Here is a 26,537-nt window from a genome sequence, read left to right as displayed (position 1 = left end):
AGGTTGTATCGAAGATAAAAAAAATTGATTTTTAGCTGTATTTAAATCATAAACAACTAAAAACCAATTTAATACTTATTTAATAAAATGTTATTTTTTTCGTTCGATAACGTAATTTACCATCAAAATTAGCGCCGATTTATAAGTAGATTCTGGATAGGTTTCTAAAAGCAACAACGCCTTTTTTTGAAATTCGACCATTTTATTTTCGGCATATTCCAAGCCTTTGTTGTCTTTAACAAAAGCAATCACTTCTTTAACGCGTTTTTTATCCTTATTATGATTTTTAATCGAATTGATTAGCCAGTTTTTTTCTTTGGCCGAACAATTATTCAAAACATGAATAAGCGGCAAAGTCATTTTTTGCTCTTTAATATCAATTCCAGTGGGTTTGCCAATGGCTTCATCTGTATAATCAAATAAATCATCTTTTATCTGAAAAGCCATTCCAATGAGTTCACCAAATTGGTGCATTGTAGCAACATGATGAGCATCTTCGGAAACAGATTTAGCTCCGAGTGCACAACAAGCCGCAATTAAAGTTGCTGTTTTTTTACGGATAATTTCATAGTAAATGGTTTCGGTAATATCCAAACGACGCGCTTTTTCAATTTGAAGCAATTCGCCTTCGCTCATTTCGCGAACAGCAATAGAAATGATTTTTAGCAAATCGAAATCGTCGTTATCAATAGAAAGCAACAGTCCTTTAGACAACAAATAATCACCAACCAAAACGGCAATTTTATTTTTCCAAAGTGCATTTATTGAGAAAAAACCCCGACGTCTATTGCTATCATCCACCACATCGTCGTGTACCAATGTAGCCGTATGAATTAATTCGATTACCGAAGCGCCACGGTACGTCCTTTCATTTACCTCGCCACCGGCAACCATTTTGGCAGTTAGAAAAACAAACATTGGTCGCATTTGTTTTCCTTTACGATTAACTATAAAATAAGTAATTCGGTTAAGTAAAGCCACTTTAGAAGTCATGGATTCGTAGAACTTTTTTTCAAAAAGTTCCATTTCATCAAAAATGGGCTGTTTTATTTGCGAAGTAATATTCATTCAGAAATCAAATATACTACTTTGAAAAGAAAAGTCAATGCGAAAATTTAAGTTTTAAAAGCAAGTCTTTTAGACCTTCTTTTTTAAATAAAAAATGATTAAAAAGCAATTACTAAAATCAATTTCCTTCTTTATTAGCCAACTGTCCACAAGCAGCATCAATATCTTTTCCTCGGCTACGACGAACTTTTACCACCACACCAATATTTTCCAACGCTTTTATATAAGCCAATATAGCTTCTTCCGAAGCTTGCTGAAATTCGCCATCATCAATCGGGTTGTACTCAATTAAATTTACTTTACAAGGTACGTACTTGCAAAATTTAACTAAGGCATCGACCGAGGCTTTATCATCGTTTATACCTTTCCAAACTACATATTCAAAAGAGATTTTGCTTTTGGTTTTCCGGTACCAATATTCTAAAGATTCCCGTAAATCGGCCAATGGGAAGTTTTTACTAAAAGGCATAATTCGCGCGCGAGTATCATCGATTGCCGAATGTAAAGAAACGGCTAATTTAAATTTCACTTGGTCATCGGCCATTTTTTTTATCATTTTTGGAATACCCGAAGTAGAAACCGTTATGCGCTTTGGCGACATGGCTAAACCTTCTTCGGAAGTAATCATATCAATGGCTTTCATCACATTATTGTAATTCATCAAAGGTTCTCCCATGCCCATAAATACAATATTCGAAAGTGGATGATTGTAATACAAACGACTCTCTTTGTCAATTGCCAAAACCTGATCGTAAATTTCGCCGGGTTCTAGATTTCGCATGCGTTTTAATCGAGCGGTAGCGCAAAAATTACAATCCAAACTACAACCAACCTGACTCGAAACACAAGCGGTAGTTCGGGTTTCAGTTGGAATCAAAACCGATTCGACTACCAAACCATCATGCAACCTAACCGCGTTTTTAACCGTACCGTCATTACTACGCTGCATCGTATCAACCTTAATATGATTGATTACAAAATTATCCTCCAGCATGTTACGAGTGGTTTTGGCCACATTGGTCATATCTTCAAAATAATGTGCCCCTTTACTCCACAACCATTCGTAAACCTGATTACCGCGGAAAGCTTTGTCTCCGTTAGAAACAAAAAAATCACGTAATTCTTCTTTAGATAATGCTCGTATGTCTTTTTTCTCGGTTTGCATGGCGCAAAGGTAATAAGTAATTTGAAATGTCGCTAAAACAAACCTATATTCTTAGGATAGACGTAATAAAAATGACAATAGAAGTTTGTTAATTATGTAAAAATTTTCGTTAATTTTATAAGTGAAACTTTTTTTCAAAATTTAATTTAGCTGTATATTTTTAAACTTCGAATTTAATTTTATTAGTATGAAAAAACCAATCACAACCTTAGTCATCATAGCTCTTTTTAGTTTAAGCATGCAATCATGTAAAAAAGAAGCTACCCACACAACCGAAACCGAATTAACTCCTGGTCAAAAACTAGATACAATGTTGCATGATTTAAAAAATGAAAAAGACACCGCATCAGGAAAAATAGACAGTACGCTACAGGATATCAAACATGCCACCAAAAAAGGCGTTGATGCTGTTGAAGGAGCTGCTGTTAACGTAAAAGACGGCGTTAAAAAAACTGCCAACGACGTTGAAAAAGAACTTAAAAAGTAAATACTTCGCGAATTGAAAAATGAAAGTCACTCAAGTAGTGGCTTTTTTTATTGAATCGTAGCCTAAAATATTTTGTACTTTTATGCAAAATTTGAAAACCATTACGATTTCAATAACTTTTGGACCATGCATTTTATTTCTGAAGAATTAGAAAATTACATCGAAAAACATTCTCAAAAAGAGCCCGAATTATTGGCTAAACTAAACAGGGAAACGTATCAAAAAATACTTTTACCTCGCATGTTAAGCGGCCATTTTCAAGGTCGCGTTTTGAGTATACTTTCCAAATTAATTCGTCCTATGTATATTTTAGAAATCGGAACTTATACAGGATACGCTACATTATGCTTATGCGAAGGAATGCAAGAAAAAGGGCATTTACATACTATTGATATCAAAGAAGAATTGGTTAATTTTCAACGAAAATACTTTGATTTATCGCCTTGGGGCAATCAAATTACGCAACATTTGGGAGAAGGAAAGGAAATCATACCTAATATAGATTGTAAATTCGATTTGGTTTTTATTGATGCCGACAAAGAAAACTATATTAATTACTGGAATTTAATCGTACCAAAAATGAATAAGGGCGGCATTATTCTATCGGATAATGTTTTATGGAGCGGAAAAGTTTTAGAACCTGTAAAAAAGAACGACACCAGTACACAAATATTACTAGAATACAACACTCTCGTAAACGAAGATCCACGAGTTGAAACAGTTCTTTTACCCATTCGAGATGGCCTTACGGTAAGCAGAGTATTGTAAATTTAATTTCATGAAAAAAAACCGCAACAATTTAGATTTGTTGCGGTTTTTTTTATCTTTTATAAAATCGGGAAATACTTAGCTTGTGCTTTTTTATAGAGTTTGAAAAAAGTAAACCCTAAAACAATTCCAACTACAAAGCCGGATAAAATATCTATCGGATAATGCAATCCTAAATAAATACGGCTGTAGGCAAAAATTAAAGGCCATAAAAACAAAAAAGACATGTATTTGTAATAAGGCTTTAACAAACAAAATATAAAAGTAGCCGCAGCCATTGAGTTAGCAGCATGTCCCGAAAAAAAACTAAACGAATTTCGTTGTTGCACAATCCTGATTATAGCTTTAATATCCTCATTATTGCAAGGTCGCAAACGCTGTACATTATTTTTGACCAAGTTAGTCACTTGATCGGTACAGGTAATAAGAACAGCAATAAACAGTAAAACAAAAAGAGTCTGTTTGGAACCTATTTTTTTATAAATAAGATAAAATAAAAATAAAAAAAAGGGAGTCCAATAAGCTTGTTTGGTAATAATGAGCCACAAACCATCAAAGGTTTCTGAACCTAATCCGTTTAAAAAAACCAATAATTTAACATCGCTTTGCAGTATTTTTTCCAACATTAGCGCATGCGTTTTATCGGTCCCGTAATCGTATCAATATCTTCTTTGGTTTTTTCAAACTCTTGGGTGGCATCGCCTAACAAACTATTTTTAGCTTTTGAAATTTCTTCGTTGATGTTGCCAGTCATTTCATTTAATGATTTTCTATCAAAACCATTTTCTTCGGCTCCTTTCTGAATTTCATTTTTTATATCGTTTGTGGCATTTTTAAGTTGCGCCATCGCTTTTCCCATTGTACGAGCAATTTCAGGCACTTTATCAGATCCAAAAAGCATTAAAACGATAAATAGGATGAAAATTAATTCACCACCTCCTATTCCGAACATAATTGTATTTTTTTTAGGTAGCCACAAAGGTATTAAAATTTGGCTCCCTGTTTTTTAAAATTTACTTAAAAAACCTATGCGCTTTAGAAACTTGACTTCAAAAATTAAAACAAAAGATGATGCAGAAATGGACTTATTTGGAAAGAGTAATTCTTTTAAACTCCTTATTTTTATTGATTAAGAAATCCATTAGCTCAAACTTTTGGTCTGGCTCTAAATATTTTCTAGATTCTTTGTCATTTGCACAGTACATCAAAAACAAATCAATTTCATCTTCTTTTAACTGCAAATCGTTTTTGTAAAACGACGGACTAAAATTAGCTTGTGCATATTCTGAAAAAGCTACATCTTCAATATACTTTTCGCTATTTTCGGATTGAGGCTTAATTACTTTTTTTACTTCTTTAAAAATGCGAACAAAATCCATTCCGTACTTTATAGTTTGGTTGGATGGCATTACCTGATTTTCGGCCGTTGTTTGTAAATCGGCTGCGTATTGTCCGTCAATTATTCTCTGGTTATTTCCCGTTAAAGATTCATCTTTAAATTGCTTAGACACCACAACCTCTCTCAATTGGTTATTAGCTAATTCCAACGTAATCACCACTATTTTTACCTGAAAATCAACTGCTTTTAAAATCACTTTTTTTGATTGAAAAACCATTCCAGAAAACAACAAAGTATCTTTTGGTTTGGCCATTATATCAAATAATCCGTCTTTATCTATTGTGGTTCGGGTTTGAGCATTGATATTTAACACATAGCCGTTATCGATGGTAAGCGAGTCATTTTGCACTTTCCCATGTAGAATTTGCCTATTATTGGTTTGTGCAAAACCCATTTGCAGAAACACTAAAAACACAGATAGGATAAAAAATTTAGTTTTCATTTTCAATTTTATTTAAAAATTCCTGAGCCAATTGCGTAATTAAAAACATGTTCATTGTTTTATTGTTAGTCTCTAAGGTACGAATAAACTCAGTATTTTCTACACAATAATATTGAAAACCTTTTATATAATCTAATGGGATTTTCAAGCGCTCGGTATAATACTCATCCGAATACCACGTTTCTAATCTGTAGAGATAACGCTGTTTCTTCTCATTCACCAATTCTTTTTTCAACATTTTAGTCCGGCCTGACATGGCGTTCAAAAGCCCATCAATAGGTGTGGAAGTAGCGGTCCTAATTTTGCGTTCGGCTGGTGTGTACTTTTTTTGACCATACGGAATAATACCTAAACTTTCGGCTGTTATAGAGGAATTTTGATTAATTATAACTTCGTTTAATTCGACTTTATTGGCTTGCATTTTAACCATTAAAAAAGAAAGCGCCATATCTTCGGGAGTAATTCGTTTTTTTAGACCGATTAAATTCACAGCCGAAAAAACCAACACATCTCCCTCCTTAATCATGATCGAAAAAAAACCATTAACATCCGTAACAGTACTTTGTTGGGTGGTATTATTTACAACCGAAATTGCTTCGACCGAAACGGAATCGGCAACCACTTGTCCGTTAATTTCTTTGGAATGAAATGCTTGACCAATAATAATTTGGGTAATCAAAAAAACAAAAATGAGGAGTGTATTATTCGTTTTCACAGGCAAGAATATCTTTGTATTTCAGCGCTAATTCTCCTAATAAAAATTCAGTTGCTGTTTTATTTTTAGAATCTAAAACCCTTGTAAAATATTTATTTTCAACCACATAATATTTAAAGCCTTTTACATATTCTGTCGGAATTTGCAATCGATTTACAAAATGATGTTGATCGAACATTTCGTCTAAAAGCAACATATAAAATTCCTTTTTTTCAACCTCAACCTCTTTTTTAAGCATCGCAGTTCGACCAGAAATTAAGTTAAGCACCGGATCAAAAGAAACGCCTCCAGCGCCTTTCCAATCGGTTGCAGATTTTAGTTTTCGTTCGGCAGGAGTATACGTTTTTTGGTCAGCAGAAATAATTCCTAATGCTCGCGCATTTAAACCACTGTAATTGCGAACCACTACTTCTTGTAATTCATTTATCGCCGGAAATAAATCAATGCTTATTTCATTCATAACATTTAAATCTTCCGTAATTTTCAATTCTTTTTCTTTGGTGTAAATAGATGAAAAAACCAATACGTCACCGAATTTAACGGACAAATAAAATTTTCCTTCACTATCGGTTTGAACCCCTTTTTCGGAATTTTTATTGATTACAAAAATATTTTCTTGCGGAATTTCATTCATTTTCACAATGCCATTTATCTGAAAAACCGCAGCATTTTGAGCTTTAGTAGCAGATAAAAAAACGAATGAAATCAAGCAAAACAAGTACCTCATTTAGTAACACTTAGCCTCTATTAGTTTGTAAAAATAGAACAACCACCTCCAAATTAAGTACTAATAACATGGTAAATAAATGTTAATTTAAAAAAGAAAGAAGCAGTGGCAAATTGCCTATTTTGTACCTTTAACTCACTAAAAGAGACAAATTTTCATGAAAAACATCATCATTGCCAGCACCTCAACATTGCATGGCGGCACGTATTTAGAATACCTTTTGCCCGAATTGCAATTGCATTTTAAAAATTGTACTTCTATAGTCTTCATTCCTTTTGCGCGTCCAAGTGGCATTTCACATACTGAATACACCGACAAAGTGCGTGAAACTTTCGAAAAAATAAACATCGAAGTTAAAGGTCTTCATGAATTTGAAGACAAACCAAAAGCCTTAAAAAATGCAGAAGCTATTTTTACTGGAGGCGGAAACACCTTTTTACTGGTTCAGCAACTTTATCACCACCAAGTTATGACCGTTTTATCGGAAACAGTAAAAAAAGGAACTCCCTATTTAGGAACAAGCGCCGGAAGTAACATTTGTGGTCTTTCTATACAAACTACAAACGATATGCCTATAGTGTATCCGCCCAGTTTTCAAACATTAGGATTAATCCCGTTTAACTTAAATCCGCATTATCTAGATGCCGATTTACAATCAAAACACATGGGAGAAACCCGAGAAACCCGAATAAAAGAGTTTCACGCTTTTAACAACATACCTGTTTTGGGTTTACGAGAAGGAAGTTGGTTAGAGGTTAAAGGAGAAAAAATTACTCTAAAAGGAGATTTAAGCGCACGTTTATTTGAAGCCAACCAAGCACCAAAAAAAATCACAAGCGGAAGCGACCTTAGTGATTTAAAATAAAAAAACCGAAACAAATGTTTCGGTTTTTTTTATGAGCGGAAGACGAGGCTCGAACTCGCGACAACCAGCTTGGAAGGCTGGAGCTCTACCAACTGAGCTACTTCCGCAGAAAGTGTAATTGTAATTATTAAAAGCAATTAAAATTAACTCTATTTTATTTAGAGCGGAAGACGAGGCTCGAACTCGCGACAACCAGCTTGGAAGGCTGGAGCTCTACCAACTGAGCTACTTCCGCATTTTGGTGGTGCAAATATAAATAATAAGTTGAATTCAAAACAAATTTTTTTGAAAAAATTAAATCAAAAAATCACTATTTCTAGTAACAACTTTACTATTAAAAAGTTATAATTTTGAATCTTAACAAAAAATGAACCTCAAATTGGCAATAGTGCTGTAATTTTACACGAAACAGAACCCTATAATCAAATTACCTACCATTTCACATGTTAACACTTTTTAAATTATCAAATACAGCATTATGGTATTTTTTAAACGCTATATTATTTTACTCTTACTCTGTTTTGGATGCAAAAAAACGGCACCAAATGTTGTTATTGAAAAAACGGCTATCGATTCCTCGAAAATACCCACACCACAAATTGTAAAAGACGACGAACGAACAATTCCTATTGATACTTCTAAATTAAAATCTTTCCATAGCCAGTTGTTATGGAATTTCTACCGTTCTTCTAATTACGAAACGGTTTGGAGTTCCTTCAAAAAAAGACAATTCGTATTAAATCAAATTCAAAATTCAGAAAATTACGGATTAAATGCATCCGATTACAATTTTAAAAAACTACAAAATTTAGAAAACAACATTGTAAAATTAAACGATGACGAATTGATTCAATACGATGTAATGCTAACTGGTAGTTTTCAAAAATTTTTAAATCATTTATACAAAGGAAAACTGAATCCGAAAGAACTTTACACTGATTGGGATTTGAAACCTAAAGATTTTAATGTAAACCAAGTTTTGATTGATGCTTTTAACAAAGATGATTTAAACAAGGCTTTAACCGAAAGTCAGCCCAAAACTGCTACCTACCAACAACTTTTAAAAGCATTACATATCATCAATACTTTTCCGGAAGATAAAACGGTAAGAATTACCGGTGTTGAAAAAATCGTACTTAACGACACTACGGCCGAATTAATTAAAATCAAGAAAAAGTTGCAGTATTGGCACGATTTATCTCAGCAAGAACCTTTGAATACTATTTATTCTTGGGAAACTTTAGATGCGGTTAAAAAGTTTCAAACCCGACACGGGCTGCATGCCGATGGCGTAATTGGAAAAGGAACAATTTGGGCTTTAAACCATTCGAAAGAAGAACGAAGACAACAAATTATTGCCAATTTAGAACGTTGGCGTTGGTACAATGCCGTTTTAGAAAATGATTATGTAATTGTCAACATCCCGAATTACAGTTTGCATGTGGTAGAACAAAATGATACCGTTTTGAACCGAAATGTTGTAGTGGGAAGCAGTAATCGTAAAACACCAATTCTTAGTTCAACATTAAAAACCATTGTTTTTAATCCGACTTGGACCGTGCCTCCTACTATCATAAAAGAAGATATTACCGCAGCAATGAAAAAAAATCGGAATTATACCGCTAAAAAAAACATCACGATTTTGAATGCTAATGGAGATACCGTTGCTCCTGCAAACTGGAATGAAAATAATCCGTTGGCGTACCGATATGTGCAAAAACCCGGAAAAAACAATTCGTTGGGACTCATGAAAATTTTATTCCCGAACTCGCATAGTGTTTATTTACACGACACCAATCACCGTAATTTATTTGGAAGACAAAACCGTTCATTAAGTTCGGGTTGTGTTCGGATAGAAAATCCGTTAGAATTGGCGCAACATTTATTAAACGACGAAACAAAATGGTCGGCCGAAATTATTGATTCGATAATCGTTTCTGAAAAAACAAAAGCAATTCCGATAACCAAAAAATACGATTTATTTCAATGGTATTGGACCGCTTGGAGCCACAACAATCAATTGCAATTTAGGCGAGACATTTACAATTTAGATGCCGAATTGTATCGAAAATTACGAAATTAAATGTTGTAAAGTCTCGGTTTTTCTGGAAGGATGGTAAATATACAAACACGATTTACCTTTAATAGTTTCAATGATTTCGCGTTTCATGCTCTCAGGAATTGCAGGACAACCCAAGCTTCTACCCAATCTCTTATTGTTATGAATAAACGAATCCGAGCAATAATCTGCTCCGTGCATTACAATCGCTCTGGCTCTAGCATTATCGTTTACACCTTTTTCTAAACCATCCAAACGCAATGACATACCATGTTTTCCGTTATAAACTTCGGCAGTTGCGTAAAAACCCAAACTACTTTTATTAGATGAATTGGTATTTGAAAATGAAGTAGCAAATTCTTCACCGGTATTTCTTCCGTGCGAAACTAACGAATGGTATAAAATTGTATTAGTAGTCAAATCGATTACCCACAATCTTTTTTGATTGGCCGATTTGCTAAAATCAATAAGCGTTAAAATATTTTTTTGGATTACACCTTTATCTTTTAAAAGATAAAAACCATGAAGCGCTTCGTTGAAACACTCAAATTGAGGCAATTCAAACGAATTACTTTTTAAATTTTGGTACAAAGAAGCAATTTTTGTTTCTACAGTAGGTTTAACAACTGCCGCAAGCGTGGGCTTTTTTTCGGTTACTTTAGTTGTAACTCCAACAGCATTAGTAAAAGACAAAATTGCAAATAACAGCGTAGGAAAAATAGTGTATATCATTGATTTCGTTTAAGTTAAATTTGTTTCGAGGCTTGACAAAAATATAAAAATTAATTAGCGGATAAAACTTTATAACTCTTTTTACCTTTTATTTATTGCATTTTTAACATTATTTGTTACAACTTTCACACTTTACTGGAAGTATTCTTACATTAAAACATTACAATCTGATTATAAAGCGATTAACAATTTGCCTCTAATTGCTTGTCTCAGCTATATTTAAAAAACCATTTGCAAGACAACTCACTACATATATTTTAAAAAAGAAGGGCAATTTTAAAAAAATAACGATTTTTTGGGGTTCTCGACTTTATAAAACATAAATATAACCCAGATAGTTTTTAAGGTTTTACATTTCGATTATCTTTGTTAAAAATAAAAACTACAATGAATAAAAAAGTAATCCTAATGATTTTGGATGGTTGGGGAAAATCTCCCGACCCTAAAGTTTCAGCAATAGACAACGCGAATGTTCCTTTTATAAATAGTTTATATACTAAATATCCTCACGCGCAATTGCGTACCGATGGTTTAAATGTCGGTTTACCTGAAGGCCAAATGGGAAACAGTGAAGTGGGACATATGAATTTAGGTGCAGGAAGAATTGTATACCAAGATTTAGCCAAAATTAACTTAGCCGTTGCCAATAAAACATTAGCCAAAGAACCCGTTTTAATTGACGCTTTTAAATACGCTAAAGAAAACCATAAAAAAGTACACTTTTTAGGATTAGTTTCGGACGGTGGCGTTCATTCGCATACTTCGCATTTAAGAGGTTTGATTGATGCTTCTCAAGAATACGGATTGGATCAAGTTTACATTCATGCTTTTACCGATGGGCGCGATGTTGACCCAAAATCGGGGAAGGGGTATATTGAAAACCTTCAACATTATATCGAAAAAACTCCGGTAAAAATTGCTTCTGTCATTGGACGATATTATGCTATGGATCGTGACAAACGTTGGGAACGTGTTAAATTAGCATACGATTTGGTTGTTAACGGAGAAGGTACCAAGACATCAAATCCTGTTTCGGCAATTGAAGCGAGTTACCAAAATGATGTTACCGACGAATTTATAGCGCCAATTGTTGTGGTTGATTCAGAGGAAAAACCACTTGCTACCATTCATGAAGAAGATGTGGTTATCTTTTTTAATTTCAGAACCGATCGTGGTCGTGAACTTACCGAAGCTTTATCGCAACAGGATTTTCACGAACAAAACATGCATAAATTAAACTTATACTATGTTACGTTGACCAACTACGATGAAACGTATCAAAATGTAAAAGTAATTTACAATAAAGATAACATCACCGAAACATTAGGAGAAGTACTTGAAAAAGCAGGTAAAAAACAAATTCGTATTGCCGAAACCGAAAAATACCCTCACGTAACCTTTTTCTTTTCTGGTGGAAGGGAAACTCCTTTTGAAGGCGAAAGTCGTATTTTGAGAAATTCTCCAAAAGTAGCCACTTATGACCTAAAACCCGAAATGAGCGCTTACGAATTAAAAGATGCTTTAGTACCCGAATTAAACAAAGGCGAAGTAGATTTTGTTTGTTTGAATTTTGCCAACGGAGATATGGTAGGCCATACCGGAATTATGAGTGCCGCAATACAAGCTTGCGAAGCCGTTGATGCTTGTGTAAAAGAAGTTATTGAAGCCGCTTTGGCCAATAATTACACCACTTTAGTTATTGCCGATCACGGAAATTGTGAAACAATGATTAACCCAGATGGAACACCAAATACTGCACACACTACCAATCCGGTGCCGCTTATTTTGGTTGATAAAGAATTAAAATCAATTCAAAATGGCGTTTTGGGCGATATTGCGCCGACCATTTTAGAATTGATGGGTGTGCCGCAACCAGCAGTAATGACACAACATTCGTTACTATAAAAAATTATTTATATAAATTAAAAATGAGTTACTCTTATAAAGTAGCTCATTTTTTTTTAGATGAATTGCTCCACACAATAAATAATCAAACCTACAATTCCGCCAACTACGGTTCCGTTAATCCGAATAAACTGCAAATCTTTCCCGACTTCCAATTCTAATTTTTCGGCAATTTCTTTTTTATCCCAACTTTGAACAGATGTCGCAATTAAATTTCCAATGGCATGCTTGTTACGAATTAAAATATCCAATAAATCTACTCGAACAAAAGTGTTGATTTTGGCCATCATCACCGTGTCATTTTGAATATTCATACCAAAATTCTGAATTGTTTTGGCAATTGTTATTTTAATTCGCGACTCCTCCCCTTTTTCTAAATCAGATAAAACAGCCGATTTTAAATCTTGCCAAATAGAGCCAATATAGTCTTGCATTTCGGGTCTTTGAGCAAAATCAACAATTAAAGAGTTCACTTTTTCCTGCATTTCGACCGAATTCTTTAAATCGGCAATAAAATCCATCAGGTACAAATTAATTTTTTTACGAATGGTACTTTCTGGTTCATTAGCCATTAACAAAAATTCGTATAAGCCATTAAACACACCGTCGGCAATTTTTTTATCGGCTACACCCAGCGTATACCAAGGTGTCGATTTTTTAACTTTTTCTCTAATTTCTTCTTTGCTCGCTTGCAGTTCGCTGGCTAAAATTCCAATTATTTTTGAAATAGCTTTCGATTGTTTTTCGCCATTAAAAACCGATTCTAAACCAATTGCCAGCCATTCGCTAAAATTAATTTCTTGAAGTTTGGCTTCAAATTGCGTTTGTAAAAACTGTTTAACATCGGTATCATCAATTGTTTTTAAGATACCCGGAATAACATTTTCGGAAATTAAATTCGAAATATTCTGAGCGTTTTTTTCTTCTTTTAACCAATTGGTAGCTTTAGTAGCAAAATCAAATTCGTCTATTTTAACTTCCAGTTTTTCTTTTATTAAAAATTCATCTGAAACAAAATTTCCTAAATTTTCACCAATAGCATCTTTATTATTCGGGATAAGCGCCGTATGCGGAATCGGAATTCCCAAAGGATGTTTAAAAAGAGCTACAACAGCAAACCAATCAGCTATTCCGCCAACCATTGCGGCTTCGCTAAACGCTTTAAGCCAAGCAATTTTATAATGATGCGCCACAAAAAAAAGAACAACTGCAAGAGCCAAAACAGCCAATGCCAATTGCTTCATTTTTGCTAAATCCGTTTTTTTATCAGTATTTTTTTCCAAATCGTTCCTTTTTTTTCTTTACTGCTAATTTACCCATTTCTTTTCGAAACTAATGACTCAAACAGTCAAATAAAGTCAGTAAATTCATCCAGAAATAAGAGTAACTTAAACCAAGATTAAAATAACATTAGAATTCGCCTTAAGATCCTATAATTAATTGTTAAAAGCGCAGAATCAAAAGTAATACTATTAATTTTGTTGAAAAGAGACTTTAAAATGAGTACTTTGTTAGGCAATTTAAACATAAAAGTTAACGAAAAACTGTATCTAAAAGATCCAGAAACATCTGAATTGGGTAAAAAAATCATCCAAAACAGCATCTTGTTAATTGATGAAATCGGTTTAGAACATTTTACTTTTAAGAAATTAGGCGAACGAATTGGCTCGAACGAAAGTTCTATTTACCGCTATTTTGTAAACAAACACAAATTGGTAATTTATCTTTCTACTTGGTATTGGAGTTGGATGGAATACAAAATAAAATTCGCTATCCATAACATAACTAATCCGATTGAAAAATTAAACAAAGCTATTGCTGTAATAACCGAAAAAGTGGTAGATGACGACAGCACCTTACATATAAACGAATCTATTTTAAATAAAATTATTATATCCGAATTTAATAAAGCGCTGTATACAAAAGAGGTTGACGATGATAATAAAGAAGGTTATTTTTTAGTGTACAAAAACATAATTAACGATTTGGCAGCACTTATTTTCGATGCCAATCCGAATTATCCTTATGCTAAAAGTTTGGCTTCAACCATCGTTGAAGGTAGTTTACACCAACATTTTTTAAACGATCATTTACACACCATAACCGATTGCAAATCACCAACAAGTGTTACCACTTTTTACTTTGATTTAGTTTTGCGGATTTTAAAAAAATAAAATACAATTTTTGAACTATGACACCATTACAACGATTTTATAACCTATTACAACTCGACAAAAAAGATGTTATTCAAATATTTTTTTACGCCATTTTTGCTGGGTTAATTAGTTTGTCTTTGCCTTTAGGAATTCAGGCTATTATTAATTTTATTCAATCCGGACATGCCAGTGTTTCTTGGATTGTTTTAATCATTATTGTAATTATTGGCGTGGCTTTGGTCGGAATCTTATCGTTGATGCAACTGCGTATAACCGAGAATTTACAGCAAAAAATATTTGTTCGCTCTTCGTTTGAATTTGCAACCCGTTTACCAAAAATCAAATTCGAAGCCTTGTACAATTCCTATCCGCCCGAATTGGCTAATCGTTTTTTTGATACATTAACCATTCAAAAAGGAACTTCAAAACTGTTAATTGATTTTTCGGCTGCTTTATTACAAATTGCTTTCGGAATCATCTTGTTGTCGTTATACCATCCGTTTTTTATCATTTTCGGAATCTTGTTATTCTTTTTATTGTATTTCATTTTTAAATTTTCGTACAAAACCGGAATGGAAACCAGTTTAAAAGAATCCAAGTTCAAATACCAAGTTGCCAGCTGGTTACAAGAAATTGCGCGAAATAATTTTAGTTTCAGAAGTCAGTTAAACTACAAATATGCATTAGAAAAAAACGATATTATTGTGGGTAGTTACTTAAATTACAGAGAACAGCATTTTAATGTAATCAAGCGCCAATTCATGCAATTGATTGGTTTTAAAATACTCATTACCGCCACTTTATTATCGGTTGGAGGTTATTTGGTTATTTCTCAAGAAATGAATATTGGTCAGTTTGTAGCCGCCGAAATTATTATTTTATTGGTGATTAATTCGGTAGAAAAAATCATTTTAGGACTCGAAACTTTTTACGATGTTTTAACGGCCACCGAAAAAATTGGTCAGGTTACCGATTTGGCTTTAGAAGAAGAAACCAAAGAACCTTACGACAATTGCTACACCAACATTAGTTTAGAAACCGAAAACTTGATGTTCCGTTTTCCAAATGCCAATCAAAAAACCTTGAGCATGATTAATTTAAAAATTGATCAAGGAGAACACATCTTTTTAGAGGGCAAAAACGGTTCGGGTAAAACCACTTTAATCCGAATATTATCGGGATTATTACAACAATCTGCTGGGTCGTTTTACATCAACGACGATTCGTTTAAAAAAATCAACTTGAAACAATATCGTTCGCAAATTGGCTGCATTATTAATGGCGAAACACCGTTTGAAGGCACCATTTTAGAAAACATTACTTTTAATGATCCCGCTATAAATGCAGAAGATTTGAAATGGGTTATAAATGGTTTGCAATTGAGTTCCTTGATTAAATCGTTGCCGAAAGGACTTGAAACTACTATTTTTCCAGAAGCGAAACAACTCACTTCTTCCAATGTCAAAAAAATATTATTGGCGCGAAGCATTATCCGCAAACCAAAAATTCTTTTTTACGAAGACCCAACCGATACAATGGATGAAAATGTTGCCAAAGAAATTATTGATTTCCTAACTGCAAAAGAGCACAAATGGACCATAATAGTTTCTTCCAAAAATCCGTATTGGAAAACAAGAAGCAATCGCATCATCACGATGGAAGAGGGTAAAATAATAGCTGACGAAAAAAAATAATACCATGTTAAATATTTCTGACAACAATAAACCCAAGCAATCTTTAGACGAATTTAAAACCATTCGCACGCTTGAAAATAAAACGCATTATAAAATTTTAAACAAAATTATAATTGGTATTTCAATACTCACTTTGGCCATGCTTTTTTTGCCGTGGACACAAAACATTTCGGGTTTTGGAGCCGTAACCACACTCAAACCCAATCAACGTCCGCAATCTATTCAGAGTGTTATTTCGGGACGAATAGAAAAATGGTATGTTCAAGAAGGTGATTTTGTTCAAAAAGGTGATACTATTCTTTTTATTTCGGAAATTAAAGAAGAATACATGGACCCTAATTTGGTATCAAACACCAAAAATCAGGTTGACGCCAAAAAAAGTGCCGTTGAATCTTACGAATCAAAAGTAGTGAGTTTAGAAAATCAACTGCAAGCCATTGAAGCCGAAAAAAAATTAAAGCTCGCACAAGCCAACAACAAAATCAAACAAGCACATTTAAAAATAAAAAGTGACAGTATGGATTTAGTGGCAGTTAATACTCAAATTAAAATTGCCACCACTCAATTTAATCGTGCGGTTAAACTTAACAGCGAAGGGTTAAAACCCTTAACCGATGTAGAAGAAAAAAGATTGAAATTGCAAGAAGCCGAAGCTAAAATCATCAATCAAGAAAATAAATTATTAAGCAGTAAAAACGATTTGATTAACGCTCAAGTTGAAATTAGCCGTATAAATGCCGAGTATTCAGAAAAAGCGGCCAAATCTAAAAGTGATAAATTTACCGCTTTGAGTAGTCAATATGATGCCAAAGCGCAAGTTAACAAACTCGAAAACCAGCATGCCAATTACAGCATTCGTAACAACATGTATTATATTAAAGCAGCACAAAGCGGATACATTAACCGTGCTTTACAATCGGGTATTGGCGAAACCATAAAAGAAGGTACGGCCATTGCAACGATAATGCCTTCTTCTTACGAAATTGCTGTTGAAACATATGTAGATCCTATCGATTTACCGTTAATTCACAAAGGCGAAAAAGTGCGTGTTTGGTTCGACGGATGGCCGACTATTGTTTTCTCGGGCTGGCCAGATATTTCGTATGGAACTTTTGGAGGAACCATTGTAGCCATCGAAAACTTTATTAGTCCGAATGGAAAATACCGCGTTTTAATTGCGCCTGATAAAAACGAAGCCAAGTGGCCTAAAGAATTAAGTATTGGTTCGGGAGCACAAACCTTAGCTTTATTGGATACGGTGCCAATTTGGTTCGAAATTTGGCGTGTTTTAAACGGTTTCCCACCAAATTATTACAAACAAGAAGCAAAAACAACCAAAGAAAAGAAATGATGAAAAAGCTTTTCTACATATTATTTTTAACCCCCTTATGGCTTTTGGCTCAGCAACCTGTTGCGGAAGAATTGAGTTACAACGAATTTTTGGGTTATGTAAAAAAATACCATCCGTTGGTAAAAAATGCCGAATTGATTTTGAACAAAGCCCAAACCGATTTGATGATGGCTCGCGGCGCTTTTGATCCTAAAATTGAAGTGGATTATGCCAAAAAGCAATTCAAAGACACCGAATATTATTCGTTATTAAACAGCAGTTTTAAAATTCCGACTTGGTATGGAATCGAATTAAAAGCAGGATTTGAAAATAACGAAGGGTACTATTTAAACCCCGAACACAAAACACCTACTGATGGATTGGCTTCGTTGGGCATTACAGTTCCGGTTGGACAAGGATTGTGGATTAACAAACGTATGGCCGATTTAAGAAAAGCCAAAATGCAAATTAAATTAAGTGAAGCGGAGGTAAAACTACAAGCAATTGCTGTTTTATACGATGCCTCGGTGGCTTATTTTAATTGGAAAAAAAATTACGAAGAGGTACAATTGTATCAAAATTATACCAAAAATGCGCAATCGAGATACGCAGGAATTCAAGGATTAATAGAACAAGGCGACAAACCAGCCATCGATAGTATTGAAGCCGGTATTACAGTAAAAAACCGCTTGTTAAGCTTGGAAGATTCAAACTTAAAACTAGCTAAAGCCAAGTTAGAATTATCTAATTTTTTATGGCTAGAAAATGCCATTCCGATGGAACTCGCAGACGGTATAATTCCCGAAACACAACTTGAAAGTACCATTCAAGAAACCTTGCGAACCAACCAATTATTAACAGATTCCATTTCGATTGAAGACCACCCAAAAATCAATGCATTGCAAAGTAAAATTGATATTTTAAATGTGGAACGACAATTAAATGCTAACGAATTGTTGCCTAAAATCAACTTGGGTTATTCGTACCTTTCGGAACCAAATTATTGGGACGATTTTAATGGGGATAATTACAAAATTGGTGTCGATTTTTCGTTCCCTTTATTCTTACGAAAAGAACGAGGTAAATTGAAACTTACCAAATTTAAAATTCAAGAAGCCGAATATACGATGGATGTAGAACGCATGCAGCTTACCAATAAAATTCAGGCGCAGCAAACCGAAATACAATCATTAACCAAACAATTAACCATTATCAAAAAATTGGCTAATGACAACAAAACAATGTTGGACTCAGAAGAGCGTTTGTTTTCGTTTGGCGAAAGTTCTCTTTTCTTAATCAACACTCGCGAAAACAATTTGGTTAGCGCTAAACTGGCAGAAATTAGCTTAGCGAACCGTTTTTACGTATCAAATTCTGAACTTTTTAAAATTATGGCAAATCCAAATTAAATAATTTTAAAATCGTACTTTTGCCAACTGATAATTTGAAATTATGATTATAGTAAAATCACGTGAAGAAATAGAGTTGATGCGCGAAAGTGCTTTAATCGTTTCTAAAACCTTAGGAATGATTGCTTCTGAAATTAAAGAAGGTGTAACCACCTTATATTTGGATAAATTGGCCGAAGAATTCATACGTGACCACGGCGCAACTCCAAGCTTTTTGGGACTTTATGATTTCCCGAATTCCCTTTGTATGAGTCCAAACTCACAAGTAGTACACGGCATTCCGAATAACATACCGCTTCAAAATGGCGATGTAATTTCGGTAGATTGTGGTGCTTTTAAAAACGGATTTCACGGTGACCACGCGTATAGTTTTGAAATTGGCGAAGTAGCTCCAGAAACCAAAAAACTGTTACAAGTTGCAAAAGAATCCTTATATGTTGGAATACGAGAATTCAAGGCTGGAAATCGTGTAGAAGACGTAGGAAATGCTATTCAAAAATACAACGAAGCGCACGGTTATGGTGTGGTTCGCGAATTGGTAGGCCATGGTTTAGGTCAAAAAATGCACGAAGATCCCGAAATGCCCAACTACGGAAAACGTGGGCGTGGTAAACTTTTTGTAGAAGGAATGGTAGTGGCAATCGAACCGATGATTAATCTGGGAACGAAAAATATCAAACAACACAAAGACGGTTGGACTATTACTACTGCCGACGGAAAACCAAGTGCCCATTTTGAGCATGATGTCGCTTTAATAGATGGAAAGCCTGAAATTTTATCGACTTTTAAATACATTTACAAAGCACTCGGAATTGAAAGTAACGAAGAAGACGAATTTAGAAAAGTGCCTTTAGTTGTATAACAATGGATTTCACGAAGATTCGCTAAGCAAACATAGAGATTTACAAAGTTTTTTTTTAGAATGTCCAACGAATTTGAAAACGTAACAAAAGAACTTGAAGCCCTTTCTTATAAAATAATAGGATTAGCAATTGAGGTTCTCCGGCAATTAGGCCCTGGACTACTAGAATCAGCATATCAACAATGTTTATACTTTGAATTAAAAAATGCTGGCTTAAATGTGGTAAAGGAACTTTCATTACCAATTAACTATAAAGGTTTAATTCTTGACCAAGGCTACCGAATCGATTTACTCGTTGAAAATAAAATTGTAATTGAGTTAAAAACTGTTGAAAGTTTTACACCCGTACATTTTCCCAAATTTTGACTTACTTAAAACTGGGCAATTACCCTTTGGGTTTGCTAATGAATTACAAAAGCACTATCCTTAAAAATAACATTAAAAGATTTATAAATACACCTAAAACTTTAGCATAATCTCTGTAAGCCTTTGCTTTGCGCTTCCTTTGAGAATCTTTGTGAAAAAATCACTGATGAAAAAACTTTTCAAACTTGCATTAAACACTATTCCGCGTCCTGTTTTGATTCGAATGAGTTATTTGGCTCGTCCATTATTGGCGATGGCTTTAAAAGGAAATCAATTTACCGATCCAATTGATGGTAAAAGTTTTAAGTCATTTTTGCCTTATGGATACGGCACACAACGCAACAATGTTTTATCTCCGAGCACACTTTCTTTAGAGCGTCATCGTTTGTTGTGGCTGTATTTACAAGATCAAACCGATTTTTTTTCAGCACCTAAAAAACTATTGCATTTTGCTCCCGAGCAAGCTTTTTATTCGCTTTTTCGGAAACAAAAAAATTTAGATTATACAACAACCGATTTGTATTCGCCTTTGGCCGATGTAAAAGCAGATATTTGCCATTTACCTTTTAAGGACAACGAATATGATGTTATTTTATGCAATCATGTTTTAGAACATATACACGATGACACCAAGGCCATGGAGGAATTATACCGAGTTTTAAAACCTGGAGGAATGGCTGTTTTACAAATTCCGCAAGATTTAAACCGAGAAACAACTTTTACCGACGATACAATTACTGACCCGAAAGAAAGAGCACAAATTTTTGGTCAATACGATCATGTACGTATTTACGGTCGTGATTATTTTGACAAATTACGCAGTATCGGTTTTATTGTAATTGAAGAAGATTACACCAAAAAAATAGCACCCGAATTGGTAAAAAAATATTGTTTGGCACCAGGAGAAATTATTCCGCTTTGCTTTAAAAATTAAGCAGCAAACAAATAATAGCAATAAAAAAACAGGCAAATTACTTTTTAAGAATTTGCCTGTTTTTTGTTTTCTAAACTACAAATAAGAAGTTAGTTTTTAATTTTAATCGGACGACCAAAAACATAGGCTACTTTTAAAGCAGGCCCATTGTAACCCCATTTTAAAAATCCGTTTAAACGCTCTTTTTCCATATCTACCTTAAAATTAAGTCCAGTATAACCCAATTCAATATCAATATTACGGTGTACATTATACGAAAAAGCAGCACTGTAACTAAAAATTCGCCCCGAATAATCCCCTACTTCTATATAAAAATAATTTCCGTTAAGGAATAAATCCAAATTTTTAGCAATGGCTATATTTCCCCAAAGTCCAATATCTGGAAGAGGTGCCACAAAATCAAAATTATCCTTAATTTCTGCTCCACTTCCACTGCTGGTTTCAAGTCGCATACCTACATCAGTAAAAAGAACGTGGGCACCAATTAAAGCACCTGCTTCAAATTTTGGTTTACTGATAAACGAATAACCATATGAAACGCGAAGTATTTGCGAATCAAAAAAGGAACTCACTCTTGCATTTACATTATAGGTATTGTCTCCAAATTCGATGTCTTTTTCTAACGTTTTGGTAGCACTTCTATTCAAATGGAAATACTCAAAACCCAAACTCGATCTTCGGGATATTCTCCAGTTCAAATCGGCAACAAAAGAAGTACTGTAATTAGAGAAACCCAAATCTTTAGCAAAGTCGATTTCAGTTCCAATATTCCCGCTTTCGTTTCCTACTTTTACCACAGTCGTATTTAACGGAAAATAAGCACCTAATTTTATGGTATAGCGATGATTTAACCAAGTTCCGTTATTTGAATCGTCGGAAACACCACTCTCTTGCGCTTGTATATTTCCTAATGTAAATCCGAAAATAAAGAGAAAAACTATTTTTTTCATAAGCTTTTTATTATTTTTTGTAGAGTAATTAGCACATAAAGGTACAATTAAATAAAAGAAAAAGAGTTTCTAAAACCTACTGATTTATTAAAATACAGCGCTTTTATAGAAAAAAACTAAAGAAAATTCAAATAAAGGCTGTTTGTAAATTTCACTATATTTACGGACTTGAGATACATTTACTATGCGACTATATACGTACTTTTTTACTTTATTTTTTTTTACTATTTTCTCACAAGCACAAATTCAAAAAGAAATAATTCCGCCTTACAATATTAAAACCGTTTCGTTTGTGGTAGACAATCAAAATGTAGTACCCATTTTTGAATTGGGTAGTGAATTCAAACTTCAATTTGATGATCTTTTTGGCAACGAAGCAAATTACAACTACCAAATCATACATTGCAATTACGATTGGATGCCGTCAAACATTCCAAAAACCGATTATTTACAAGGTTTCGATAACCAACGCATTCAAAACTACCGCAATTCGTTAAACACCTTGCAATTGTATTCGCATTACGAATTATCGTTTCCCAACCAATTTACACGCTTAAAACTTTCAGGAAATTACCTGTTACAAATTTTAAATGAAAATCAGGAAATTGTTTTTTCAAGAAAATTCATTTTATATGAAAACCTTGCAACCGTTCCGCTTTTAATCAAAAGAAGTCGCGATTTAAACACAATCGATTATACTCAAAACCTAGAATTTGCAATAGACTCTAAAACCATTATATTTCAACAACCTCTACAAAATGTAAAAGTGTTGCTTTTACAAAATGGGAATTTTAATACCGCGATAAAAAACATCCCTCCTCAGTATACTATTGGCAACGAATTGGTTTATAAATACAACAAAGAGACACAATTTTGGGCTGGAAATGAATTTTTGTATTTTGAAAACAAAGATGTTCGGGTTGCCAATAATAACGTTGGAAAAATTAATGCCGACAACGAAATTTACAACGCCTATTTATTTACCAACCAAGCCCGAGGAAATAGTATTTACACCAATTACCCCGATGTAAATGGTAATTTTGTAGTCAAAAAATTCAACTCAGATGATGACCGAATAGAAGCGGATTATGTTTGGGTTTACTTTAGTTTATCCGCCCCTTCTTTCCAATTAAACAAAGACGTTTACGTTACCGGAATGTTTAATAACTTTAGCTTTTCAGATGAAAACAAAATGGACTATAATGAGAAGAAAGGTGTTTTCGAAAAACCCATTTTAATCAAACAAGGATTTACCAATTATCAGTATCAAATACTTGATAAAAAAGGGGTTCTTGACAATCAAAATGCTATTGATGGAAATTTTTACCAAACCGAAAATGAATACACGGTTTTAGTCTATTACCAAGCCAATAACGACCGTTATCAGAGGGTAATTGGTAAAGGTAATGCCTCTTCATTAAACATCACCAATTAAAAAAACATTTTTAAAAGGGCTGAAAGCATGGATTTTTTTTGTAAATTTGCTCTATCATACACATCTATACTACTTTAGAATGGTATCACAAATAACTCGAGGCATAAAAATTTCCGTTTTGACTAGTTTTGAAGGCACTTACTTCAAAAACTACAAGATTCATTTTGCCTTTAGTTACGTAGTGACCATCGAAAATCACAGTAAAGATTCTGTACAATTAACTTCGCGCCATTGGGAAATATTCGATTCTTTAAACGATATTGAGGTAGTAGATGGTGAAGGTGTTATTGGAAAAAAACCCGTTTTAAAACCAGGAGAACACCATACATATAGTTCCGGTTGTTTATTAGCTTCGCCTTATGGAGCCATGAAAGGTCATTTTAACATGATCAATTTCACCTCGACTAAAACCTTTAAAGTAATTGTACCTACTTTTAGAATGTGCGCCCCTTTTGCACTTAACTAAGTAGCCATTTTTTATTTTACGCTTGGCAATAACTTATAATAATTTTATCAAATTATTAATTTATCCTTTGTACTTTTGTACTGCATTAGATTATTCTTATTATTCGGATAATCTTTTTACCAAATTGTCTAATCTTCAAAAAAACAAAAGATATGCTAAAAGGATTTTTTAACGTCCCAAAAGCGGTCAATGAACCCGTAAAAGGATACGCTCCTAATTCACCCGAAAAAGACGCTGTTTTGAGCGCTTACCAAAATATGTGGAACAGCAAAGTTGATGTTCCGCTTTACATCGGATCTGAAGAAATCAGAACTGGAAATACCCGAAATATTACCGCTCCTCACGATCACAAACATGTTGTTGGTTCTTATCACTTAGCCGAAAAAACACATGTTGAAAAAGCTATTTCGAATGCTTTAGCATCTCGTGAAAAATGGGCAAATATGGCATGGGAACAACGTGCCGCTATATTTTTAAAAGCAGCTGAATTAATCGCAGGCCCCTACCGAGCACGCATTAATGCGGCTACCATGATAGGTCAATCTAAAAATATTCATCAAGCCGAAATTGATGCTTCTTGTGAATTAATCGACTTTTTACGTTACAACGTAGAATTTATGACTCAAATTTACAACGATCAACCAAAATCAGATTCTACAACTTGGAATCGTTTGGAATACCGCCCTTTAGAAGGTTTTGTGTATGCCATTACTCCTTTTAACTTTACTGCAATTGCTGCCAATTTACCGGCTAGTGCCGCTATGATGGGGAATGTTGTAGTTTGGAAACCAAGTGACAGTCAAGTATTCTCTGCAAAAGTAATTACTGACGTTTTCAAAGAAGCAGGTGTTCCGGATGGCGTTATCAACGTCGTTTTTGGAGATGCCTTAATGATTACGGATACTGTTTTAGCAAGTCCTGATTTTGCTGGAGTTCACTTTACAGGATCAACTCACGTATTTAAAGAAATCTGGGCAAAAATTGGTGCAAATATTAACCGTTACAAAACTTATCCAAGAATTGTTGGAGAAACAGGCGGTAAAGATTTCATCATTGCACATCCAAGTGCTAATGTAAAACAAGTGGCAACTGGAATTGTCCGTGGTGCGTTCGAATTTCAGGGACAAAAATGTTCGGCTGCATCAAGAGCTTATATTCCACAAAGTTTATGGCCAGCGGTAAAAGAGCAAGTTATATCTGATGTAAAATCAATGAAAATGGGCTCTCCAGAAGATTTTGGAAACTTTATTACTGCCGTAATTCATGAAGGGTCTTTTGATAAATTAGCTAAATATATTGACCAAGCTAAAAAAGACGCTGATGCCGAAATTATTGTTGGTGGAAATTATGATAAATCGGTGGGGTACTTTGTTGAGCCTACCGTTATTGTAACGACTAATCCAAAATATACCACAATGGAAACCGAATTATTCGGACCGGTAATCACGATTTATGTTTACGAAGATGCTAAATGGGGAGAGACTTTAGAATTAGTGGATACTACTTCTGAGTATGCTCTAACTGGAGCCGTTTTCAGTCAAGATCGTTATGCGATTGAAGTAGCAACCACTAAATTACAAAACGCTGCTGGTAACTTCTACATCAACGATAAACCAACTGGAGCAGTTGTCGGAATGCAACCATTTGGAGGCGCTAGAGCTTCTGGTACTAACGATAAAGCAGGTTCTGCCTTAAACTTATTGCGTTGGGTTTCTCCAAGAACTATTAAAGAAACTTTTGTGACACCCGAAGATTACAGATATCCGTTTTTGGGATAAGTCTTAAAGTTGGAAAGTCGAAAGTCTTAAAATCCAATATAAAAAAGCCGAATCTAAAATTTAGATTCGGCTTTTTATTTTGACAAAATCTTTTAAGACTTTTGACGTTAAACTTTAAGACTATTTTCTAAGCCTTAAACTTCAATGGTAAATGCACTACTTTTTTAGTTTCAAAAAATTCATCTTCAAAAATATCGGCCAAATCATATAAAGTTGCTTTTGCAAAATCGGCCAATTCTTCGGTTAAGTCACCTCCTTTTAAATACAAAATACCATTTGGTAACGTATGTTTGTTTTGCTTTTTCGTTTTATCATTAACCCATGAAACAAAATCAGGCATATTGGTTACGGCACGACTTACAATAAAATCGAAATCTCCTTTTACCAATTCGGCACGTTTTTGCTCTGCTTTTACATTTTTCAATCCTAAAGCATCCACAACACCTTGAACCACTTTTATTTTTTTGGCAATTACATCAATCAAATAAAAACGAGTTTCCGGAAATAAAATTGCTAATGGAATTCCAGGAAACCCACCGCCAGTCCCTACATCTAGAACTGTAGCACCGGGTTCGAATTTCATGATTTTAGCAATTCCAAGCGAATGCAAAACATGTTTGGTATACAACGAATCAATATCTTTTCTTGAAATCACATTAATTTTCTGATTCCAATCTTGGTATAAAGCTTCTAATTTTTCGAATTGCGTTATTTGAAGCGGGGTTAGATTCGGAAAATACTTCAAAATCTCATTCATAATTCTAATTTTTAACAAAAGTACGGGTTTCTTACCGAAATATTTAACTCAATTTTGTAAATTGAAAA

At 34.0% G+C, this 26,537-nt stretch carries 25 protein-coding genes, 2 tRNA genes and 2 pseudogenes; 16 read left to right on the top strand and 13 right to left on the bottom strand.

Features of this window, described 5'->3' with window-relative positions; genetic code table 11:
* Nucleotides 1–90: 90 nt before the first annotated feature.
* Together I5M07_RS10990 and rlmN are read right to left on the bottom strand one after the other, a co-directional pair.
* Nucleotides 91–1,068, bottom strand: a complete 978-nt coding sequence (locus tag I5M07_RS10990) for a polyprenyl synthetase family protein (protein WP_200106490.1) — start codon at nt 1,066–1,068, stop codon at nt 91–93.
* 118 nt (nt 1,069–1,186) lie between these two features.
* Complete coding sequence (rlmN, locus tag I5M07_RS10985) at nt 1,187–2,233, bottom strand: 23S rRNA (adenine(2503)-C(2))-methyltransferase RlmN (RefSeq protein WP_200106489.1); 1,047 nt, start codon at nt 2,231–2,233, stop codon at nt 1,187–1,189.
* Nucleotides 2,234–2,420: 187 nt separating this feature from the next.
* On the opposite strand from rlmN, the gene I5M07_RS10980 reads away from it, so the two are divergent.
* Nucleotides 2,421–2,720, top strand: coding sequence for a hypothetical protein (locus tag I5M07_RS10980; protein ID WP_200106488.1), 300 nt, complete (start codon nt 2,421–2,423; stop codon nt 2,718–2,720).
* Nucleotides 2,721–2,846: 126 nt separating this feature from the next.
* Complete coding sequence (locus I5M07_RS10975; RefSeq protein ID WP_200106487.1) at nt 2,847–3,488, top strand: O-methyltransferase; 642 nt, start codon at nt 2,847–2,849, stop codon at nt 3,486–3,488.
* Nucleotides 3,489–3,547: 59 nt separating this feature from the next.
* Here the strand turns inward: I5M07_RS10975 and I5M07_RS10970 are convergent, their stop codons facing one another.
* The 5 genes from I5M07_RS10970 to I5M07_RS10950 all read right to left on the bottom strand — a co-directional run bounded on the left by I5M07_RS10970 (nt 3,548) and on the right by I5M07_RS10950 (nt 6,771).
* Entirely contained in the window at nt 3,548–4,114 is a 567-nt protein-coding gene (locus I5M07_RS10970; protein ID WP_200106486.1) for a phosphatase PAP2 family protein, read from the bottom strand.
* Nucleotides 4,114–4,440, bottom strand: coding sequence for a Sec-independent protein translocase subunit TatA/TatB (locus tag I5M07_RS10965; protein ID WP_200106485.1), 327 nt, complete (start codon nt 4,438–4,440; stop codon nt 4,114–4,116). The genes I5M07_RS10970 and I5M07_RS10965 overlap by 1 nt, the downstream gene beginning before the upstream one ends.
* A 133-nt stretch (nt 4,441–4,573) precedes the next feature.
* Entirely contained in the window at nt 4,574–5,329 is a 756-nt protein-coding gene (locus tag I5M07_RS10960; protein WP_200106484.1) for a hypothetical protein, read from the bottom strand.
* Complete coding sequence (locus tag I5M07_RS10955; RefSeq protein WP_317191324.1) at nt 5,319–6,044, bottom strand: hypothetical protein; 726 nt, start codon at nt 6,042–6,044, stop codon at nt 5,319–5,321. The genes I5M07_RS10960 and I5M07_RS10955 overlap by 11 nt, the downstream gene beginning before the upstream one ends.
* Nucleotides 6,031–6,771, bottom strand: coding sequence for a peptidase associated/transthyretin-like domain-containing protein (locus I5M07_RS10950; RefSeq protein ID WP_200106482.1), 741 nt, complete (start codon nt 6,769–6,771; stop codon nt 6,031–6,033). Before I5M07_RS10950 ends, I5M07_RS10955 begins: the two co-directional genes overlap by 14 nt.
* 157 nt (nt 6,772–6,928) lie before the next feature.
* Between I5M07_RS10950 and pepE the strand changes: the two genes are divergently transcribed.
* A complete protein-coding gene (gene pepE, locus I5M07_RS10945) occupies nt 6,929–7,636 on the top strand; it encodes a dipeptidase PepE (protein WP_200106481.1) in 708 nt (235 codons plus the stop codon).
* 34 nt (nt 7,637–7,670) lie between these two features.
* On the opposite strand, the gene I5M07_RS10940 is transcribed toward pepE, so the two are convergent.
* Nucleotides 7,671–7,743: transfer RNA gene (locus tag I5M07_RS10940), tRNA-Gly, on the bottom strand.
* Between the two features lie 55 nt (nt 7,744–7,798).
* A tRNA-Gly gene (locus tag I5M07_RS10935) sits at nt 7,799–7,871 on the bottom strand.
* Nucleotides 7,872–8,114: 243 nt separating this feature from the next.
* Here I5M07_RS10935 and I5M07_RS10930 point away from each other — a divergent pair.
* Nucleotides 8,115–9,719 (top strand): L,D-transpeptidase family protein, encoded by a 1,605-nt coding sequence (locus I5M07_RS10930; protein ID WP_200106480.1) that lies wholly within the window; start codon nt 8,115–8,117, stop codon nt 9,717–9,719.
* Here I5M07_RS10930 and I5M07_RS10925 read toward each other — a convergent pair.
* The gene (locus I5M07_RS10925) at nt 9,708–10,427 is read right to left on the bottom strand and encodes a murein L,D-transpeptidase catalytic domain family protein (protein ID WP_200106479.1); all 720 of its coding nucleotides are present in this window, start codon (nt 10,425–10,427) and stop codon (nt 9,708–9,710) included. The genes I5M07_RS10930 and I5M07_RS10925 overlap by 12 nt on opposite strands.
* A 387-nt stretch (nt 10,428–10,814) precedes the next feature.
* Between I5M07_RS10925 and gpmI the strand changes: the two genes are divergently transcribed.
* Nucleotides 10,815–12,332, top strand: coding sequence for a 2,3-bisphosphoglycerate-independent phosphoglycerate mutase (gpmI, locus tag I5M07_RS10920; protein WP_200106478.1), 1,518 nt, complete (start codon nt 10,815–10,817; stop codon nt 12,330–12,332).
* A gap of 56 nt (nt 12,333–12,388) precedes the next feature.
* On the opposite strand, the gene I5M07_RS10915 is transcribed toward gpmI, so the two are convergent.
* Entirely contained in the window at nt 12,389–13,615 is a 1,227-nt protein-coding gene (locus tag I5M07_RS10915) for a DUF445 domain-containing protein (RefSeq protein ID WP_233622042.1), read from the bottom strand.
* Between the two features lie 216 nt (nt 13,616–13,831).
* Between I5M07_RS10915 and I5M07_RS10910 the strand changes: the two genes are divergently transcribed.
* The 8 genes and pseudogenes from I5M07_RS10910 to I5M07_RS10880 all read left to right on the top strand — a co-directional run bounded on the left by I5M07_RS10910 (nt 13,832) and on the right by I5M07_RS10880 (nt 21,083).
* Entirely contained in the window at nt 13,832–14,506 is a 675-nt protein-coding gene (locus I5M07_RS10910) for a TetR/AcrR family transcriptional regulator (RefSeq protein ID WP_200106477.1), read from the top strand.
* Nucleotides 14,507–14,523: 17 nt separating this feature from the next.
* Nucleotides 14,524–15,372, top strand: a pseudogene (locus tag I5M07_RS16120) (ABC transporter transmembrane domain-containing protein); the annotation flags it as partial.
* A gap of 165 nt (nt 15,373–15,537) precedes the next feature.
* On the top strand, nt 15,538–16,182 hold the full coding sequence (locus I5M07_RS16115) for an ATP-binding cassette domain-containing protein (RefSeq protein WP_394369059.1): 645 nt from the start codon (nt 15,538–15,540) through the stop codon (nt 16,180–16,182).
* A gap of 4 nt (nt 16,183–16,186) precedes the next feature.
* Nucleotides 16,187–17,533, top strand: a complete 1,347-nt coding sequence (locus I5M07_RS10900) for an HlyD family secretion protein (protein ID WP_200106475.1) — start codon at nt 16,187–16,189, stop codon at nt 17,531–17,533.
* Nucleotides 17,533–18,921: a TolC family protein gene (locus I5M07_RS10895; protein WP_200106474.1), complete on the top strand. Its 1,389-nt coding sequence runs from the start codon at nt 17,533–17,535 to the stop codon at nt 18,919–18,921. The genes I5M07_RS10900 and I5M07_RS10895 overlap by 1 nt, the downstream gene beginning before the upstream one ends.
* 43 nt (nt 18,922–18,964) lie before the next feature.
* Nucleotides 18,965–19,783 (top strand): type I methionyl aminopeptidase, encoded by an 819-nt coding sequence (map, locus tag I5M07_RS10890; RefSeq protein ID WP_200106473.1) that lies wholly within the window; start codon nt 18,965–18,967, stop codon nt 19,781–19,783.
* 60 nt (nt 19,784–19,843) lie between these two features.
* Nucleotides 19,844–20,259 (top strand): annotated as a pseudogene (locus tag I5M07_RS10885) (GxxExxY protein).
* A gap of 56 nt (nt 20,260–20,315) precedes the next feature.
* On the top strand, nt 20,316–21,083 hold the full coding sequence (locus I5M07_RS10880; RefSeq protein WP_200106472.1) for a class I SAM-dependent methyltransferase: 768 nt from the start codon (nt 20,316–20,318) through the stop codon (nt 21,081–21,083).
* An 89-nt stretch (nt 21,084–21,172) separates the two neighbouring features.
* On the opposite strand, the gene I5M07_RS10875 is transcribed toward I5M07_RS10880, so the two are convergent.
* Nucleotides 21,173–22,033 (bottom strand): hypothetical protein, encoded by an 861-nt coding sequence (locus I5M07_RS10875; RefSeq protein ID WP_200106471.1) that lies wholly within the window; start codon nt 22,031–22,033, stop codon nt 21,173–21,175.
* Nucleotides 22,034–22,217: 184 nt separating this feature from the next.
* On the opposite strand from I5M07_RS10875, the gene I5M07_RS10870 reads away from it, so the two are divergent.
* From I5M07_RS10870 to pruA, 3 genes are all read left to right on the top strand, one after another.
* On the top strand, nt 22,218–23,468 hold the full coding sequence (locus tag I5M07_RS10870) for a type IX secretion system plug protein (RefSeq protein WP_200106470.1): 1,251 nt from the start codon (nt 22,218–22,220) through the stop codon (nt 23,466–23,468).
* A gap of 79 nt (nt 23,469–23,547) precedes the next feature.
* Nucleotides 23,548–23,934 (top strand): Co2+/Mg2+ efflux protein ApaG, encoded by a 387-nt coding sequence (apaG, locus tag I5M07_RS10865; protein ID WP_200106469.1) that lies wholly within the window; start codon nt 23,548–23,550, stop codon nt 23,932–23,934.
* 152 nt (nt 23,935–24,086) lie between these two features.
* Complete coding sequence (pruA, locus tag I5M07_RS10860) at nt 24,087–25,712, top strand: L-glutamate gamma-semialdehyde dehydrogenase (protein ID WP_200106468.1); 1,626 nt, start codon at nt 24,087–24,089, stop codon at nt 25,710–25,712.
* A gap of 127 nt (nt 25,713–25,839) precedes the next feature.
* Here the strand turns inward: pruA and rsmG are convergent, their stop codons facing one another.
* A complete protein-coding gene (gene rsmG / locus I5M07_RS10855; RefSeq protein ID WP_200106467.1) occupies nt 25,840–26,469 on the bottom strand; it encodes a 16S rRNA (guanine(527)-N(7))-methyltransferase RsmG in 630 nt (209 codons plus the stop codon).
* Between the last annotated feature and the right edge of the window lie 68 nt (nt 26,470–26,537).

It is taken from the genome of Flavobacterium agrisoli (genome assembly GCF_016522065.1).
GTDB classification, from domain to species: domain Bacteria; phylum Bacteroidota; class Bacteroidia; order Flavobacteriales; family Flavobacteriaceae; genus Flavobacterium; species Flavobacterium agrisoli.
This window is presented reverse-complemented; position numbering and strand designations above follow the sequence as displayed.